General features: G+C 53.9%; 8 protein-coding genes. 1 reads left to right on the top strand and 7 read right to left on the bottom strand.

The features are described from left to right. Positions 1 to 57: 57 nt before the first annotated feature. From KQI17_RS00040 to KQI17_RS00020, 5 genes are all read right to left on the bottom strand, one after another. A complete protein-coding gene (locus KQI17_RS00040; protein WP_216494187.1) occupies positions 58 to 2,025 on the bottom strand; it encodes a hypothetical protein in 1,968 nt (655 codons plus the stop codon). Next, positions 2,022 to 3,389, bottom strand: a complete 1,368-nt coding sequence (locus KQI17_RS13825) for an O-antigen ligase family protein (protein WP_216494186.1) — start codon at positions 3,387 to 3,389, stop codon at positions 2,022 to 2,024. Before KQI17_RS13825 ends, KQI17_RS00040 begins: the two co-directional genes overlap by 4 nt. Before the next feature lie 129 nt (positions 3,390 to 3,518). After that, positions 3,519 to 8,573 (bottom strand): MBG domain-containing protein, encoded by a 5,055-nt coding sequence (locus tag KQI17_RS00030; protein ID WP_216494185.1) that lies wholly within the window; start codon positions 8,571 to 8,573, stop codon positions 3,519 to 3,521. Between the two features lie 492 nt (positions 8,574 to 9,065). After that, positions 9,066 to 9,740, bottom strand: a complete 675-nt coding sequence (locus tag KQI17_RS00025; protein ID WP_216494184.1) for a dockerin type I repeat-containing protein — start codon at positions 9,738 to 9,740, stop codon at positions 9,066 to 9,068. A gap of 35 nt (positions 9,741 to 9,775) precedes the next feature. Then, the gene (locus KQI17_RS00020; RefSeq protein WP_216494183.1) at positions 9,776 to 10,885 is read right to left on the bottom strand and encodes an S-layer homology domain-containing protein; all 1,110 of its coding nucleotides are present in this window, start codon (positions 10,883 to 10,885) and stop codon (positions 9,776 to 9,778) included. Positions 10,886 to 11,088: 203 nt separating this feature from the next. On the opposite strand from KQI17_RS00020, the gene KQI17_RS00015 reads away from it, so the two are divergent. Next, a complete protein-coding gene (locus KQI17_RS00015) occupies positions 11,089 to 11,415 on the top strand; it encodes a helix-turn-helix domain-containing protein (RefSeq protein WP_216494182.1) in 327 nt (108 codons plus the stop codon). A gap of 60 nt (positions 11,416 to 11,475) precedes the next feature. On the opposite strand, the gene KQI17_RS00010 is transcribed toward KQI17_RS00015, so the two are convergent. Both KQI17_RS00010 and KQI17_RS00005 read right to left on the bottom strand, forming a co-directional pair. Then, on the bottom strand, positions 11,476 to 15,315 hold the full coding sequence (locus KQI17_RS00010; protein ID WP_216494181.1) for a hypothetical protein: 3,840 nt from the start codon (positions 15,313 to 15,315) through the stop codon (positions 11,476 to 11,478). 512 nt (positions 15,316 to 15,827) lie between these two features. After that, positions 15,828 to 17,123, bottom strand: a complete 1,296-nt coding sequence (locus tag KQI17_RS00005; RefSeq protein ID WP_216494180.1) for an ATP-binding protein — start codon at positions 17,121 to 17,123, stop codon at positions 15,828 to 15,830. Positions 17,124 to 17,803 lie beyond the last annotated feature (680 nt).

Raw genomic sequence — 17,803 nt, 5'->3', positions numbered from 1 at the left:
TTATTCTTGCAATGTGATCTCAACTAAGGATACCGGCAAAGCGCTTGCCGATGTGGTTTATTCCCTCATTCTGACCTCCGCCGCCTCTCCGGCAGGCTGATAATCCGCATCAAGCGCAAACAGCCGTATTGCCGCAGGGACAGCTCCGGCATATTTCATTTCGACAAAGCCTGTCTCCTCAAGCTCCGCCTTTGACGAGACTGTGCAGCTCATCATCTGCCCGTTCTCATCGTAAGCCGCGCCAATAAAATACACCGCTTTTCCCTGCTTGCTGTACCACTCGCTCTGTGGCTCTAACCGAATCGTTTTTGCTGCGCTGTCTACCCATGCGTTGACACCTTTGCCGCTGTGACAAACTCCCAGCAGCTGCCATACCGCATACAGCTCCAGCGCACTGCCCATTGTCACCGGAAGCATGGTTCCTGTCTCATAGACGACCACTCCCTGCTCCTGTGTCGCCCAGCCCGCAAAGCGGTAGCCCGCAGGTGCGTCGATATAGTCTTCTCCCTCGATCGCCTTTAAATCGCTGGGGGACGCAGCCTGAACAATCAGGTCACTGCCCGTTGCCGTCTGCCCCTTTGTCGTGTGGTAAAGGGCATAGGCAGCAACGGCTGATTTTTCTTCCGCATAGAGAACGACCGGACCATAGAAGTTCGGCTGTACGCTATCTCCCGGCGCATACCACACGCTGTTCTTTCCCAAAACATGGTTTTCATCGGTGCCGATCACCACGTCCGTGTGCCACCCGATCAGCGCTTCTTGCGCATCCCTATAAGTAAGCGTTTCCGGCAGCGTCACAGACTGACCGCTGGTTTTCCGCCAATATTTTCCATCGTCAAATGTATCCCACACACCGTTGAGCAGAATATCTCCGGCCTCGGTTTCCTCCCACATCGCACGAAGCGAGGTACTCGTTGCAGGCGTATAGTATGCTATCAAAGGAACCATGTCTCCGCTCGCATCTGTCCAAGCCACTTGCGTGTGGCCGTCGCGGGAAAAGGTATAGTCTCTGAGTGCATAGCTGCTCGGATAATAGTCGTCCAAGGTAACTGCGGGATTGTTGCCCCACCGTCCACCAGAGCCATTCAATGTCAGTTTATTTCGTTTCACATAAATCGAGATTTCCGAATTAGTCCTGTAACATGATGTGCGTCTGTCATTGTAATGCCAAGTCTTATCCGTAACATCCAATGCAAACTGAATCGCATAAGGGGCATCCCCTGCCGCATTCTTTCCGCTCCGGATGCTTGCGTTGATCGTACCAAATTCACAGCTTCCGGTAGAGAATATTGCCGGCTGCGGGTAATTCCCATCTCCTCCTTGCAGCCTAACATCTAAGCAGTCAAGGAATATGCTGTTCGCACAAATTCCGACACCGCCGTAGCTCGTTGCGTTTCCACCTATCGCAGTAAACTTCACCGGGTTATTCCTGTTGTAGGGACTGACAAGATATGCAATGCCGTTAACGTTTAATCCCCAGCCTCCCTGCATTGTTCCGCGTCCGCCTGTTGCGGTAAAGGACCCGCCCAACATATAAAGAGCCAAATTTCCGCTAACTGTTACCGCATTCTTACCAATATAACTTATTCCGTCGCTTCCTAGGACCGACACGGAGCCGGTGGAATAGATCGTCAGATCACCACTTGCGGAGATCGCTCCTCCGTTATAGTTGTTTAGCTCAAGCACTCCATCTCCGTCATAAAACCAGCCATTTCCGGATCTTGTCTGGTCTGAGGTAAAAGCTGTTCCGTTGATAGATATATAATATCCCTGCACCGCATTAGCGGCGGAAAGCAGCATTGGAGCAAGGACGTCCTCTTCGTTGCCCGCGTTCTCGCTGTCGATCGCTTCCTCCGCCACACTTAGCGCGATAAGATATTCTGAGCCAACCCCCGCCCATTCTGTTGGGGCTGCGCAAAGTCTATCGTCCTCCTCCGTCTCAGCCGCACGAACCGGCGGTACAGCAGTAAGCAACATGAGCAGCGCAAGATTCAAACAAGCAAGCCGATACCTGATACGTTTCATAAGCGCCTCCTGAATTTTTCTTTCATCTTATATAACTGCCCATCATCAGCGTTCAATAAGGCAAGTATCATCCAAAGGTAAGGTGCGGAAATGGGAGAACTGATTCCGAAAAACGCCTGTATGCAGTAGCCCAATACCGCGCAGCCGCAAACAGCCACCGTTAAATTTTTTCGCGCAAGCGTCAGCCATCTGACCGCAGAAGCCATCAGGATCGCAACATATGTGAGCAAGCCAAACGACCCCTGATTGATAAGGATATTGAGGTACTCGTTATGTGCCGTATCAATGGCGCTGTGGATCAGGATCCCAAGCGTTTCGTCGTATCGTTCAAATGCCGCATCCGTGCGCAGGCCCAACGTATCCGGTCCGCCGCCGAAAAGTGGGTGCTCGGGAACGAGCTCCATGACATTTCTCCAGATATACAGACGCCCGGAGCCAAAGTCATCCTTCCAACGTCCATGCATCAGTTCAGAGGCCTCATACAAAAAGCCGCCCATTCTCCCGCCGAGGAAATACACGGATACTACTGCGGTCAAGAGTATCCCTGCCACAATAAGCCATGCACGCCTTCTTGATCTCTTCCCATTAAGTAATACCGGCACAGAGAGCAGCAGTGCGCCGGAAATGCCAAGGATCCCTCCTGCAACAAATGCTTTTGCCAATACAGCAAGTGATAGCGCGAGCGGAACAAAAAAGAGGAAACGTGTTCTGCCCTTCATACGAAAAATAGCTGCTGCAAAAGCCGGTATGGAAAGGCTCAACACGGCAGAGAGTATATCAACATTTCCTACCGTTCCGAGAAATTCACCCGAATACCGTGTGTATGCGTCGTAATAGTTCATACCCTCAGGGTAAAGTCGGAGCGGATTGCGGCCAGTAAACTGTATCATTGCCAAAATGCAATTCACACTGACCGCCGCAGCAAAAAGCCAAAGCATCCATCGTTTCGGACGGGCAAATATTGAAACCAGCAGGAAGCTCAAACAATACAGTGTGATCGTGAGCAAGCCCTCACAGCGCCCACTCCCCCAAACCGCTACGCTCCGGTAATCAGACAATAGCGTTGAAACAATGGCTGCTGCCAGATAGCCCAGCACAAGCTTTTGCGGCAAACCAAGGCTTTCCTTGCCCTCCCGCAGAAGCTTGATGCTCTTTCCACCCACGATGAACAGCTCTGCCGAAAGCAGCGCCATTAAAAAGATGTATGCACCCGTCAAGACAAGATACATCTGCCATTTCTGTGCAGTGATGCTCTGATAGCCCCCCAATCCCGGATAGATCAGATACACACCGAGCAGCATCGCAAGATAGGCATTCGTCAGCTTTGAGAGAAGCGTATTTTGATCCTTTTCATTCTGTTTCACAAGATAACCTCCATGCCTCTCCCGCCCTGCTTCAGCCATCAAGACCGTCAGTAGGCAAAACAGGGGGGCGTCGTGACGACGCCCCCCTTGTTCTCATGGGCGTATACCCATTCAGTTTGGGATGTTTGCTTACTTGTCCAGCGTGAGGAAGCGCATGAGCATCGCAGCGACCTCAGCGCGGCTCGCGTTGTCCGTGGGATTGAGCTTATTGTTGCTGCCGTTGAGGATGCCCTTCATCACGCACCAGTGCATCGCTTCGTCCGCCCAGTCGCTGATGGAAGCCGCATCGTCAAAGCTCAGCGGGAAGTACCAGCTGCCGGTGAAGCCCTCGCCCTTGCTCTGCGCGACGCGATAGAGCATGGTTGCGAACTGCTCGCGCGTGATGGCGTTCTCCGCGCCGGTGCCGTCGGAGATCTTGTTCTCCATAGCCCACTTCATGCCGGCCTCGTACCAGGTCGCGCCGGTGGAGGTGTCCACACCGGCGTCACGGGCGAGAACCGTCCAGATCATCGCTCTGGTGGTCGTGGCAGAGGGCGCAAACTTGTCCTCGCCCACACCGTTCATCAGACCGTTGTCGAAGCAATACTTGACCGCGTCGTAGTACCAGCTGTTCGCGGCAACATCCGCGAAGCTCATAGCGCCCTTCTTGGCGAACTCCGCCTTGATGCTCACCTTGCCGTCGGGCATCACAAAGCTGTACTTGCCATTCTTGAGGGTCACGTCGAGCTTTTTGCCGTCCTTATCCAGAACGGTGACGGACGCAAGCTCGTAGCCCTCGTCGGGCTTGACCTCGATGGTCACGGTGCCGCCCTTGGCCGCATTCTTGGGGCTGACGGTCACGGTGCCGTTTTCAGCCTTGTCAACGCTCACCGGATAGGTCGCGGCGCCACCGCCGCCACCGCCGCCGCCAATGGAACCGCCGCCGTTCGGCGTGTGCTGAGCCTCCAATGTATGCGTGCCGTTCAGCGCAGTCAGCATTTCATCCGTGAGGGTGCCGGAGTAAACAGTCTCGCCGAGCTTCCAGCCATTAAAGGTATAACCACTCTTGCTATCGTTCGGGAACGCCTCACCGAGATTGGCTGCCGTGTAGATCTTGGTGATGGTCGATTTATCGTCCTTCTTGAACGTGATCGTCGCGGTACGGGTATCGGACACCAGCGTGACCTCGGAGAAGCTGCTCTGCTGCCACTTGGCAACACCATTGTTCAGCGCGTCCGGATCAAGCTTGATCATCTCGAAGCCACCACTTGCCAGTAGATGCTTAGCAAAGTTTGGTGTAAAGCCGGCCGGCAGCTTGACTGTGATGGTCACGGGAGCCTTAATATCGCCGTTGGCAATAGTCAGATTTTCCTTTCCCTCGATTGCCGCACCATTCTCGTCCTTGTAGGTTACAACTGGGGTAATTTTCAGTCCGAGGACTTTCTTCCCATCCTCCTCTTTGTAGGAAATCGGCTCGATTTTCAATGTGACTTCAATTCTCTTAATCGTCGCATCCTTTTTCGCTTCCTCAAGCAGCTTATCAGAGGCGGCATTACCAAGGCCCTCGCCCTTGGTCTCGGCATTGTTAATAGCACCAACAACTTCGTTATCAATGCCAGCTTCGGCGTTTTCAGTCACATCAGGCTGTCTGCTTTCATTCAGCGTTGCTCCAGTCTCATTGACCACTACTGCACTATCGTCAATGGTATACTCCACGTCATGAACGGTGAGCTTGCTATCGGCTGCTGTTGCGCTGTCATTACCCGTTACGGTCACGACTTCGTTCTCGCCACGGTAACCCGTCAGCTTGATGGTCAGGCCGTCAATGGTCGCGGTGATGGTGGATGGGGTAACGGTGACAGAGGTCAGCGCCGCTTCGATCTTGTATGCCTTCGTATTATCAGCAGGCAGCTTGTAGTTGCCAGCCTTCGCGCCGGTCAGACCGGTTGCCGCTGCGCTGTACGAGCCAATAGCGGTCTGCTTGCCGCCGGCAACCGTGACCGTGATTGCATCATTGCTTTCAAGGCCGGTAGCCGTTGCGGTGACGTTCTTCGCCTTGCCGTCGTAGTAGAGCGTACTGGCATTATTCCAAGTCAGACCGACTTCCTTCTGCTCGACCGTCAGCTTGCCGGGCACGAACTTGATGTCGTAGTTGGCCGCCGTCGCGCCCTTCGGGGTGATGGTGTAAGCGCCGACATTGCCGTACTGGGTGTAGTTGTACTCGTAGGTCAGGTTATTCACGACATCTGCGCCGTCCTCGTTGTTGACCAGCCCGGTGTAAGTCACGCCGTCATTCGCCGGAGCAGCGCCGTAAGTGATGGTCTTGTCATTGGCCTTGATGGTCAGCGGCGCCTTGGTGATCTGGAACTTGACCGCCGAAGCGACAGCCTCCGAAATATTGCTGCTCTCTTCGATCTTACCGGAAACCCAGTAGACACCGACATTGGCGGGAGCGCTATTCAGCGTGTCTCCCTTGGCACCATTATTGTCCTTATAATAGGTCAGCCTAACCTCGTCGGCATTCCTGCTCGGAGTAACGTTCTCCTTGGCATAGGGCTGGCCCGTGTATACTGCGTTCTTCGCAGTCAGGGACAGAGGAGTTGCCGGCTGCTTCGTGATGGTTACATTCGTCGCAGTCTGCTGACCGTCTGCAGCGAGCGCATAGTTGTCCTTCGATGCACCGCCGAGCATTAGGTTAGAGATCGTGACATCCTTGTCGGTGCCAACATTGGCATCAGCCATCGTGCCGGTCGCGGTGATTGTCAGGGTATCGCCCTCGATCTTGCCCGTGAACACAACATTCGTATAATCCAGATCAACAGTTGTCTCGCCGTTGTAGGCACGACCCACAGCTATAATACCGGAGACGGTGATTTCCTTCTTCGCGATGGTGAAGGTCTTCTCCACACTGCCGGAATAGTTGCCCATACCGGTGATGACGACCTTTGCAGTGCCCGCATTGGTGTTATTGCTGTATGCCGCGGTGTAGTCCGTGCCAGACACCAGCGGCTTATCGCCGTCCTTGACGGTCACGTCCGGAGTCTGCGCCGTGCCGTTGTAGGTCAAGGAGGCCATATCCTGAATCATTCCAGCGGTCAGAGGTTTCGCCGTGATGGCGAACTTCTCTGTGCCGTTGACCGTGATATCATAATTCGTCGTGGTCTGCGCGTTCTTTGTGATGTCGTAGACGCCCGCATTGCTGCCCTTGCTCGCAGAGGTGGTCAACGTCAGGCCAAGCCCCTCCTTGGTGTCATTGTTGACCAGAGCGCCCGCGGGAACCTCGAAGTCAAACGCGGGAATATCCGCGCCATAGACCGCAGAAGCCGCGTTTGCCGTCACGGTGATAGGCTTCGCCTTGACCGCGGTAATAGTATAGCCGTGGGTAAAGGTCCCGCTGATGCCGGTATTCTCATCAGGTGTGAACACCAGCGTCACCGTGGTAGCTCCGGCATTGGGATAGCTGTCCGCATCCTTCACAGAGAGCTTGCCGGGAACATTGACCGTCGTGTGGGCCGTGTAGCTCGCATTCCTGATCGTCAGAATGTCGCTGTTCTTGTCGCCATAGACCGGGGCGCTCTTGAGCGTGATGTTGTCATTTTCGATCGCATCCCAGTCAATGCTGATGTCCACCGTCTTAAAGGTGATCTCCACCCTGGCATCCTGATAGTTCCTGCTCGAAACCGTAGCGGTGACCTTTGAGGTCTTACCGGTATCAGCCGTGCCGGTCGGTATGTAGCTCAGTTCGCCGTTGGTGACCGTCGGCTGTGTGCTCAGCACCCTATCACCAGTCATGCCGGTAACGGAAACGAACTTGACATCCGTCCAGCCATCAGCCGGGGTGCCGGTCAACGCGGAAGCGCTCAAGGTACCCGCTGTGCGGTCCTCATGATACAGTGTGACCTCACCGGTGATACCGGTCGGCGCCGCCGCCTTTTCGATGGTGAATCTTACCGCCTCAGTCGTACCAGCCTCGTAGTTGGCGGTCTGTGCAACAGCCGCCTTCACCCAATAGGTACCGGCATCTGTGGGCTTCGTCTGCGTAGCTCCGGTAGTGCATTCCGCATTGGTGTAGTAGGTATAGGTCACAGCACCGTTGCCGGAATTTCCAGTCACAGTGGGAGTCTTCACGCTTTCGTTATAGGTCCAGTCTTCCATGCTGACCGCTGGAGTGATCGAGGCACGTGCGATCGTAAAGGTCGTGCTTCCTTCTGCGCCGGCATAATTGCCCTTACCCACTGCCTTCACCGTTGCCGTACCGGCATTGGTGTTGTTGGAATAGGTCAGCGTGTAGTCCGCCGCTGTCAGGGTGCTGCTGCCGCTTTGGACCGTAACCTCGGGTTTCTTTTCATTGCCATCGTAGACGATGGCAGCCTCAGCAGAAGCCAGCGCCACGGTCAGCGCCCCTGTATTGGGCGTGATCGTCCATGTAAGGGTCTTGTCCTCAGAAGTACGGTCGGACCAAGCGGTCTCGCTCTTGTCCTTCAGCGCAGCGGTAGCCGTGTAGTCCTTTGCATCCGTGCCCTTGAGCTCACCGGTGAGGATATACCTATCAGAAGGGTTGCTGTAGGTAAAGGACTGTTCCTGGCCGTTGTACTGATAGCTTCCCGTCGCCGCAGGGATCGCCACCGAGATCGGCTTGACCTCCAACGCATTGGTCTTCGCTGTTTTGCCGTCCGCTGTAACGATCAGCGTCTTGCTGTCATGATCCTTCACCGTCAGGTTCGTGCCAGCGGCGACATCCGTGGTATACTCCGTAACCGTCTTGGTCTTGCCGCTCTTGCAGGTCGCCACAACGACCATGTCGGAAAGATCCAGCGTTTCGCCGGAGGTATAGGCCAGCTTAGGCTGTTTCGTCACGGCAATGGACTCGATCTCGTCCTTGATTGCTGTGACCTTGATCGTCTCACTGATGCCGTTCGCCGTGACGGTCAGATCATTCTCACCGACGGTCAAGCTCGTTTTGTTCAGTGTGAAGCTTGTAACAGCAGACTGCTTGCCGGAGGCATCAATATACTGCACCGTCAGGGCGTTTTTGATCTCCTCTGCGGTTGAGGTGTCGTAGAGGTCACCCTTTACTGTAACACTCAGCGCAGGAGCCTGAACGAGGGTAAATGTTCCTTTATTTCCATCCTCAAGGAACGTCGGCTTTTTGTCGGGTGCTGTTGCTACCACAGTAAACGCAGCATGTAGTTCAGCTTCGTCCATGCCAGTCTTAGCCGTTGCTTCTATAGAAGCAAGAATTCCCTCACTTTGCAGAACTTTCTTTCTCCCCTGCGTCATCGCAAAGCCATCAAGGGAATTCCAAGCCACCATAATCAAATCTGCTTCATACCCATTATTGGGTACCAAAGTACCCGCACAATCACTGTTCTCATAAACATCCGCGATTGTTATTTTATTAGGATCGTACTTGATATACAACTCGCAGGCTTGAACAGAGTTCTTTACATCATCTGTCGGGACATTTGCAAAGTTTATATCTGCATAAAAGCTGGCACCGCTATTTATGCTTGTGATTGGCACAGGTTTTTCGTCCGTCGTTGTCGTGGTGAACGATAGATAGATCGTTTTTTCATTAGTACCTTCTTTTATCGTAGCTGCATCCGCAGGAATCACAGCGAAACTTAAAATCATTGCCATCGATAAAAGCAGAGATATGAATCTATTCGTATTTTTCATTTTCATTCGCTCTCCTTTTTAGTCCCAACCGGTAATCAGCTTTGCCGAATACTTCAAAATCATCAACGCATCTGATGCATTGATAATATCATCGCCGGTTGAGTGTGCTGTAACATTTGCTGCGAGTTTCTGTGTGTCAGTCAATGTTTCCAACTTTGCCGAGAATTTTAATACTAGTAGTGCGTCTGATGCATTGATAATTTCATCCCCGTTCACGTCGCCCAGCGTGTAGGGCTGATAGTAGCTGAAGCTTGCCGTGGGGGTTCCCTGACTATAGGCGCTGTTCTCGCCCACGACATAAACGCGGTAATCGTCCTTTGTCAGGCTGCTGGGATAGGCGTTGAAACTCACCTTGCCGCTGCTGTCTGCCGCCCGCTGGTCGATGTACACGATGTTCTTCTCGCTGGGCGCCTCGGTCCCCTTGACCACCAGCAGCAGATACTGCGTGCCTTTGGTCAGGCCGGTCTTTTCCACGCCGAAGCGCACTGCATTGGCATAATAAGCGTCGTAACCTTCCTGCGTCTTATCAGGCGTAATCGTGTTCTCATTCGCCTCTTGCGGCGTCAGCGTCACGCCATTGCCATCGGTGACACCGTAAATGCCCGCCACCGTCGGCTCTGCCGCCAGCGCTCCTACGCACAGCGCGGCGGTCAGTACCGCGGCAAGCAGGAGCGATCGCAAAAGTCTCTTCATGTTCTTCCTCCTTCAAATATGTAAATGATATTTGCTCACTTGGAATAACGCACAAGGATCGTCGCAACCTGCGCGCGCGATGCCGTGCCCTCGGGACTGACCGTCGTATCGGACGTGCCGTTGATCACGCCGTTGTAGACCGCCCAGTACACCGCGCTCTTTGCCCACGGCGCGATCGTGCCGCTGTCGGTGAACTGGCTGTCGTAAACGCCGGTCAGCATCGCCTCCATGCCGCTCGTGCCGCCGCTGTAGCGGAACAGGATGGTGACCGCTTCCTGACGGGTCACCTTGCCGTCCGGGCCAAAGGTCGTATCGGACGTGCCGTTGACAACCTTCTTTTCCGCCGCCCAGTTCACCGCGTCGCGATACCACGCATTTGCCGGAACATCCGTGAACGGCGCGGCCTTTGCCGCCGCGGGCTTGCCCGCCATGCGCCAGAGCATCGTAACGAACTCGGCGCGCGTCATCTCGCGGTCCGGTGCGAACGTGCCGTCGGTCATGCCGTTGACCAGTCCCTTTGCCGCGGCCGCCTCAATGTACTCATAGCCCCAGAAGGTTTTGGGAACGTCCGAGAAGGTCTGGCTGCCGGTTCCCGTCGCCGGCTTTTCCGGCTCGGCAGGCTTTTCCGGCTCCGTCGGGTCCGTCGGCTTCACCGGCTCTGTCGGTCCGGCGGGCGATTCTGTCCCCGCGGAAGCCGATGGGATATTGGTCGTGACCGACGCGCCGTTCCCATCGGTAAACACACACTCGGTCAGCGCAAACGCGGTCGTTCCCTTGCCCACGACCTTAAACGTAAACTCGCCGATGGTGCCGTCGCCCGCTGCGGGTGTCACCGTAGCCGTTGCGACGATCGCGCCGCCTGCCGCCTTCGGATTTGTCGCAGACAGCGTGCCCGCAAGCACGGCGCCGACCGACGCGCTCTCACAGGCTACCACGCTGCGGTCAAAGGTCAGCGTGTACTGCGCCGCGCAGAGTCCCGGGTTGCCGCTGATCTCCACCGAAACGGTAAAGGTCTCCCCCACTTCCGGTAACGTTTCCGGCGCATGGATACTCAGAGTCGTCCCCGCTGCCGAGGCCGGCAGCGTCAGCAGCGCCGCCAGCACGAACAGCGCGAGCAGTCTGCCTATTTTCTTTTTTGATCGCATTTTCTACCTCCTCAATATGTGCGGTCTCGCGGTTTAGTATGCCGCAAATGTTTATACATTTTTAACACTTTAGACACATTTCCATTTATGATTATATATCCATAGATTAACTTAGTCAATCTATGGATTGTTAAATTCTACCTCTTTAAATTGTATTATTTTACCAAAAACCTCGATTTCCCCTTGATACAAAGGAGTAGAATATGACAAATCCTCAATTACTCAAGGATCTGGGCAAACGGATCAGCATACAGCGCAAAGCTCTTGGCCTCACGCAGGAGCAGGTCGCCGAAAAAATGGATGTCTCCGTTCAGATGATCTCGAACCTGGAACTTGGGCACAAGGCGATCCGCCCCGAGAATCTCGCTAAAATCAGCACCATCCTGCACGTCAGCACAGACTACCTGCTTTTCGGACGCGGCTCCCGCGGTGAAATCTCAGAGATCGCGTCAAAAATTCAATCTCTGTCCGCTGAGCAGCAGACCGCCGTGGGACAGATCGTTGACCTCTTTCTTGATTCAAATACATAAAAAGAGCATTGCCCCACCTGGATGTAATCAGCAGGGCAATGCTCTTTTTCATTTTGGAAGCTACGGTTCGATCGCCGCGTTCATCGGAACATAGCTCGTACCGTTGAAAAGGAAAACCTTGTAGGTATCACTCGCGGCCGCATCGGCAAACACAGCGGTGATCGTCTGCGTACCGGAAAACAAGTCCAGCGTAGGCTGGCGCATTCCCATCAGCTTGCCCGCAGCGTCATAGCGGACGATCAGCAGCGCCGCCTGTTCCGCAGCTCCGGCGCCCACGGTAGCGCTGACCGTAACGGTACCGTTCTCACGCTCCGCGTCAAGCCCGACATAGGAATCCGAAACCAGCTGGACATAGCGGCTGCCCGTTGTCAAAAAAGCGTCCTTCGTGGACTCTTTTGCGTCGGAGCCGTCCTCCGCCGCACCGGCATAGACGGTGCAGTTATCGGTGATGATCACACCATCTGTGTCATCCATTGTGACAGGAGCCATTTTCTTTGCACCTATTTTTATGGTAATAGTGCCGTTGGCAATCGTAATGTTATCCGGGTCTTTCGTATCACTGTTAATGTCAATATCAGTATCCTCATGCCGGATGCCATATCCGAGTGTAGACACAAGCTCCAGCCTGCCGTTGCTTACAGAGAGTTTAGAACCTCCATTTTTGATACCATACGACGCTATATTCAGCGTAGTCAATCTCAAGGCAGGGTATTCCGTAGCATCTTCCCTCCACTGCTTACCCGAGCTGGTTGAGGCAGTATACTTATATCCACTGCCCGTACATTCAGCTCTCACGCTTCCGCCTTCAATGTGCAGATAACCAGCAACGAACGCCTCATGATGGCTGCCGATTGCAATGACCTGCGCATTATCTTTGATCGTTGCAGTATAGGGAACGTCAATGGCGGAGCATTTCGCATTGCCTCCATCATTCGCGTCGTCGACCTTGGCATAAATTACGCTGTTATCGTAAACATTCAGATCACTGGCATTCAGTGCCCCCGGCTGTGTCTTTGTAAGACCGCTGGTGTCCAGACTATTTTTGCAGGTGACATTGATGCTGCAATCCCCTCCGACATCCATTTGGCCGCTCGCTCTAATCGTAGCAATGCGCGGATAATCCGCATGTGCATTCAGCGTACCATCGCCAAAGAAAGCGACCGCGTTGCAATAAATCGCCATTTTTCCGCTGACCGTTGTGCTCAGGGTGTTTTCTCCAACCAGTTTAATGGAAATACCGTTTCCGATACCAGTCGCGGTAATAATCGCGTCTTTCTCACCTGTACCCGTCAAGGTTACGTCATCAAGTGTCAGAACGTTGGTCGCCGGGTCATAGGACACCTTGCCCTCATAGGAAACTCCGCTGTCCTTCAGCACGTCCGCTGCGTTCTGTTTGGTGAGTTGTATACCAGCAATATAAACCTCTGGAATGTCAGGACCAGCTTCTACTTTATCTGTCTTGTCACTCACCAAACTGCCCGCATAACCGACACAGGTCGCTACACAGTAAATCTGATAACCAATGTCCGCCGCCCCCAAGGTGTAGGTTGCATAGACTGCACCACTGATAGCGGTCGCCGCGCCATACCGATAGCGATACCACCGATAGTTTACTCTTCTGACATCCACAACATTACTACCATCAATCGTTGCAGTCAATTTATCATCCTTTTCCAGCGTGCCCGAAATTTTGAGCGTGCCCTTCAATACCGGCTCGCCATTGGGGTTGAACGCTGCGCTGCCCTTGATCCACATGGCATCGTCCATTGCAACACGGTTGCCCTCTGCGTCCTCGCAGGTATAGCCGAGCGCCCACTTCATATCGTTGTAGGAAATGCGGTAGTTGCCGTTGCGGCCGTTGTTTTCGACGTACACATAGCCGCCGTTCATCTGCACCACACCATAGCCAGTCGCGCCCGCGGTGAACAGATGGCCGCTGTAGCCGCCGACGGTCTGCACATGGTACTGCGTGCTGCTGTTCTCATTCTCACCGGTAACGCCGTTAAACGTGATGTCGTCGCCCGAGGAAATACCGGTCACGTTGGGGTAGCCGTTCGCCTGCTGGGTGAGCAGGCTCGGGTTGATGGTCACAGGCCCGGTGATGCCGCGCACAGTAATGTTCGTATCCACCGCACCGATGGTCACATCGCCGTCTTCCAGCACGGCGCTGGAGGCGTCGCGCACCTCTTTGGCGTAGATACCGAACGCGGTCGCCGCGCCGACGACGTTGATGTTGAGCTTCGGCGTGACCTTGCAACCCTCTGCTGCGTCAATGGTCAGGTCGCCGTAGTTCAAAATGCCGTAGCAGCGCCCGGTGAGCGGCGTACCGCGGACCACCTTGTCACCATTTTTTTCAGTTTCCGAATCGCGGACTAGATCACGGTCGCGCGCGTAGTTTTTCATGTTGATGTTGACCACCGCGCCGTCCGCCAGCACGATGTGCAGCTCCGCGTTGGAGTAAATGCCCACCGCCTCGCCGTAGCCGATCGTCTGGCAGCCGTGGGTGATCGTCACCGTGCCGCCGAGTGTCAGCGTACGGCTGGCCGAATTATAGCTCATCCAGCCATCGTCACCGCCAACTGCTTTGTAGGCAAGGTCTTTACTCTTGTCGATGGCAATGCCGTCCACACTCAAGCCGGTGTATACCGAAACGTCGTTGTCAGTCGTGACCGCGTCAACAGGCATAGCGACTGCGATGGCTTTCGCTGGACCTGCGGCATACTCGGTCGTGGCGGCGGTACGCGCATAGACCATATAGGTTTTGCGCGGCGTCAGCCCCGTGAACAGGGTCTCCTTCTGCCAGCCGATGGACGGCAGATTGGCGTTGTATGAGCCGAGCGCGTACTCGATCTCCTGATTGCCGGGATTGCTGCCGTCGATGCTCGCCGTCGTGACTGTTATGGTATAGGGCGTTTTTGAAAGCTCGTCAAAGCTGCTTTCGTTAATACTCGCGCCCGTTTTCAAATTATGCTTCACGGTGACGTAGGTGTACAGCCCGTTATCCATGGCGTCGTATGCGGTATAGTTCTCACCCGTGCGATCCTCACTGCCCATCAGCACGGAACTGCCCATGGGAGAATACAGCGGCGGCAGGCTCAACGCTACGGCAAGATCTGCCTCGCCGCAGTAGGCGGTGAAGTCGCCTTCAAATTCCGCACCCTTTACGTTGTAGTTCCACTCTGAGAGCAGCATTTTGCCGTACACGCCAAAGCTCGACGCGCCGCCGAAGTCCGTGCCCGCGATGAGCGTACCCGTGCGCGGGGCGATGATGGCGTCGTTGTCTTCCATCGAGCCCTGATTGTAGATACCGGCGCTGCCCTTGTTATAGCCGCATTCGCCGCCGAGGAGCTTGACCGTGCCCGTACCACTCATTGTAACGGACGCCGTGGCGAGCGCGCCAAAGCTGTTGCCGCTCGTTTTTCCGCTTTTCGCGGTGAGGTTGCCGTCACCGGTAAAGGTCAGCCACTGATACTCCTGGCCGAGGGCGATGGCGGCGCAGTCGGCGTCCAGCGTGCCCGCCCCGGTGAGGTCGATGGTGTTCTCGCCAATCAGGTTAATGACGAGCGAGCCGTCCGTATGGATACCCGCCCAGATACCCGCCTGATTGATATACCCGACCACGCCATAGCGCGACCAGCTGTATTTCTTAATGCTGGCGTTGTTCAGCGTCAGGCTGTGCGTGCCTGCCGTGTAGGCGACGTTATAGTCGCTTGCCGACGCACCCTCTGCGGTCAGGCCGCCATCCGCTGTGGTCTTCCAGTAGCCGCCGCCGATGACATTTGTCCCGCCGACGTACAGCAGTGTGGGGACGGCGTTCATGTCTAATGCCGAGGTCATCGTCGGCAGCAGCGTCGTGATCAGGCAAAACGCCATCAGCAAACTTACTATCCGTTTCTTCATACGCGATCTCTCCTTACGTTTTCTTGTCCGCAAAGAAACTTGTGCCTCTCCAAACGGAGAGGCACAAGGCCCATGGGCCTTGTGTGAGGCAGGCTGTGCCGCCCCAACTCTGACGATCCTACCGGGTAAAGAGTAACAGCTTTCTTATCTTTCTGCACACAAGAGGCACGAAATGTATGAATTTAGTGCGCGAAAATATCGGCGCTGGATAGAGTAAGCCGGCGCTTTATAATATGGATAACCGCCGTTTTCCACAGGCGGTTATCAAGAAGCTCTGCGATGGTCTTGCAATCACACCAGCCCGAGTTTTTCTCTCCGCGCCGGAGTTTGACGCGTTGGAGCAGGAGCTCAAATAAGAAGCCTACTGATAAAAATAACCAAGTCGGGTATCGAGGGTGAACTACCTCAATTAACCAACTCGGTTATTTTTTCAACCGATTTACTTGGCGGCCGCTATCCGTGGCGTTGCGTCGGCAATGAGAAGGGGCCGGTAAACATCGGTCCCTTTTCCCTCAGATACAAAACGCAGCATAGAGAGGAACGATCTTCTTATTTCCCTCACAGCCGAAGTTTTTCGCAGAGAGCTTAATGGCGTAAGCGGGCTTGTAGGTGTCCATGTAGACCCGCAGGCTCTTGGCCTTGGTGTTATCTGCGGACTTGACCTCAATGGGAACGAGCTGCCCGTCACGCTGAATGATAAAATCAATTTCAGCTCCACGCTCGGACTCCCAATAGTAGGTGCGGTAGCCGTTGATGGTAAGCTGCACATTGACATAGTTCTCCGCCATACCGCCCTTGAAGTCATTGATTTCCTCGACCATATAGAGAATGTCATTGGCTGCCAGATCCTTCTTGGCGCAAAGCAGCCCTAAGTCGGACACATAGATCTTGAACGCGTCAATATCACGGTAGTTTTCAAGCGGCTTTTTGATTTGCTCGACCTTGTAGACCTGTGACACGATGCCGGACAGGCAAAGCCATTCAATCGCATTTTCAAATTCGGAAGCCCGTCCGCCCTTCTTGAGCAGCTTATATTGGAAACGGGTATTCTTCTTGGAGAGCTGAACGGTTATATTGTCGTATGCAAGTCTGGTTTTCTTGATCTCGTTCAGGTTATTATACTTGCTCATATCGTTGAGGTAGCTGGCAAGTATCGTATCCTGTATGTGACGGACAAGAATATAATCCGTTGTTTCAGCGAATTGCAGCACGCACTCCGGCATACCGCCGACCACAAGGTATTGACGGTAAAGCTGCATGGCGGCATCGTGCAAGGCAGACGGCAGCAGCGTATCGGTATTAAAGCACTTTTTAATCTGCTCTACTAAATCGTTCTCCCCGAGCGCCAGCATAAACTCTTCCATATCCATGGGATACATCGTTTTCATATCGACTTTCCCAACGGGGAAAGAAAATTTTGCCCGGTTGACCGCAACGCCGAGCAAGCTGCCTGCGACAATGATGTGATACTCCGGAGCGTCTTCACAGAAGTATTTGAGCGAAGTCAATGCTCGTTCGCAGAGCTGCACCTCGTCGAATACGATGAGCGTTTTTTCCTTTACGATGGTCTGACCTGCAATATGAGACAAAATTGGGATCAGGTAATCGGGGCTGATATTCTCCGCAAAGGTCTCATTCAGTTTCGGATTGGTTTCAAAGTTGAAGTACGCCACATTTTCATAGTGGGTACGACCGAACTCCAGAATGGAATAGGTCTTTCCGACCTGTCTTGCACCCTGTAAAATAAGGGGCTTGCGGTGTTCACTTTCTTTCCACGCTTCCAGAAATCCTGTAATTTTCCGATACATATTCAGCCCTCCTCAAAGGTACTGAGAATACTATAACAGATATTCGCGTAAAAATCAACCGGTTCTGCATCAAATATCGCATTATATGACGCAAATATTATCCATGACTCTGCGTGATTCGACGCGAATACCGCATTTTCTACATTCGAAATGCAGCAGAGCAGATCGTTGCAGGTGTTTAGAGAATGAAGCTGTGATAGCGCATTCTCATATTTTATTTTGTGTAAAATGGGTGCGAAATGGGAATTTCGATGATAGGGAAATTCAAAACTCTCTGGTACACAAGGCTTTTTCGCACTGTCATAAAATATTTTGTCTGAATGGCGCCGGCAGGAAAGAACGCACCCTATTATATCACGGCTCCAATGACTGCTCCCCTGCCCCGTGGTATGCTGGAAGAAAATGTGGGAGGACAGGCTTATGGGAACCTTTGCGGATTACATTGGGGAAATGGACATCCCGGAAAATCAGCGTGCGGAATACGCGTAGCGGATGCTCAAGCTGCTCCATGCGAGCGGCATGATGTCGGTGGATGAGGTGGGCCTCTTTGGCCACCGTATTCGCCTGCTCTATCCGCCGGAGTTGGATGAGACCGGACGCGCGTGGGGCTGCTATAACTACTTCGAGGACGAATTCTGGGAGAGCTGGGGTCTCAACGCCGACAGGGGCACATTTTCCTC

The sequence above is a fragment of the Oscillibacter sp. MSJ-31 genome (assembly GCF_018918025.1).
Lineage (GTDB): Bacteria > Bacillota > Clostridia > Oscillospirales > Oscillospiraceae > Hominicoprocola.
Note: the sequence above shows the minus strand (reverse complement) of the source record. Positions and strands in the feature narration are given on the sequence as shown.

Coding starts and splice junctions, on each gene's coding strand:
- KQI17_RS00040 (WP_216494187.1), bottom strand. CDS start 2,025: ATGAAACGTATCAGGTATCGGCTTGCTTGTTTGAATCTTGCGCTGCTC.
- KQI17_RS00030 (WP_216494185.1), bottom strand. CDS start 8,573: ATGGACGAAGCTGAACTACATGCTGCGTTTACTGTGGTAGCAACAGCA.
- KQI17_RS00025 (WP_216494184.1), bottom strand. CDS start 9,740: ATGAAGAGACTTTTGCGATCGCTCCTGCTTGCCGCGGTACTGACCGCC.
- KQI17_RS00020 (WP_216494183.1), bottom strand. CDS start 10,885: ATGCGATCAAAAAAGAAAATAGGCAGACTGCTCGCGCTGTTCGTGCTG.
- KQI17_RS00015 (WP_216494182.1), top strand. CDS start 11,089: ATGACAAATCCTCAATTACTCAAGGATCTGGGCAAACGGATCAGCATA.
- KQI17_RS00010 (WP_216494181.1), bottom strand. CDS start 15,315: ATGAAGAAACGGATAGTAAGTTTGCTGATGGCGTTTTGCCTGATCACG.
- KQI17_RS00005 (WP_216494180.1), bottom strand. CDS start 17,123: ATGTATCGGAAAATTACAGGATTTCTGGAAGCGTGGAAAGAAAGTGAA.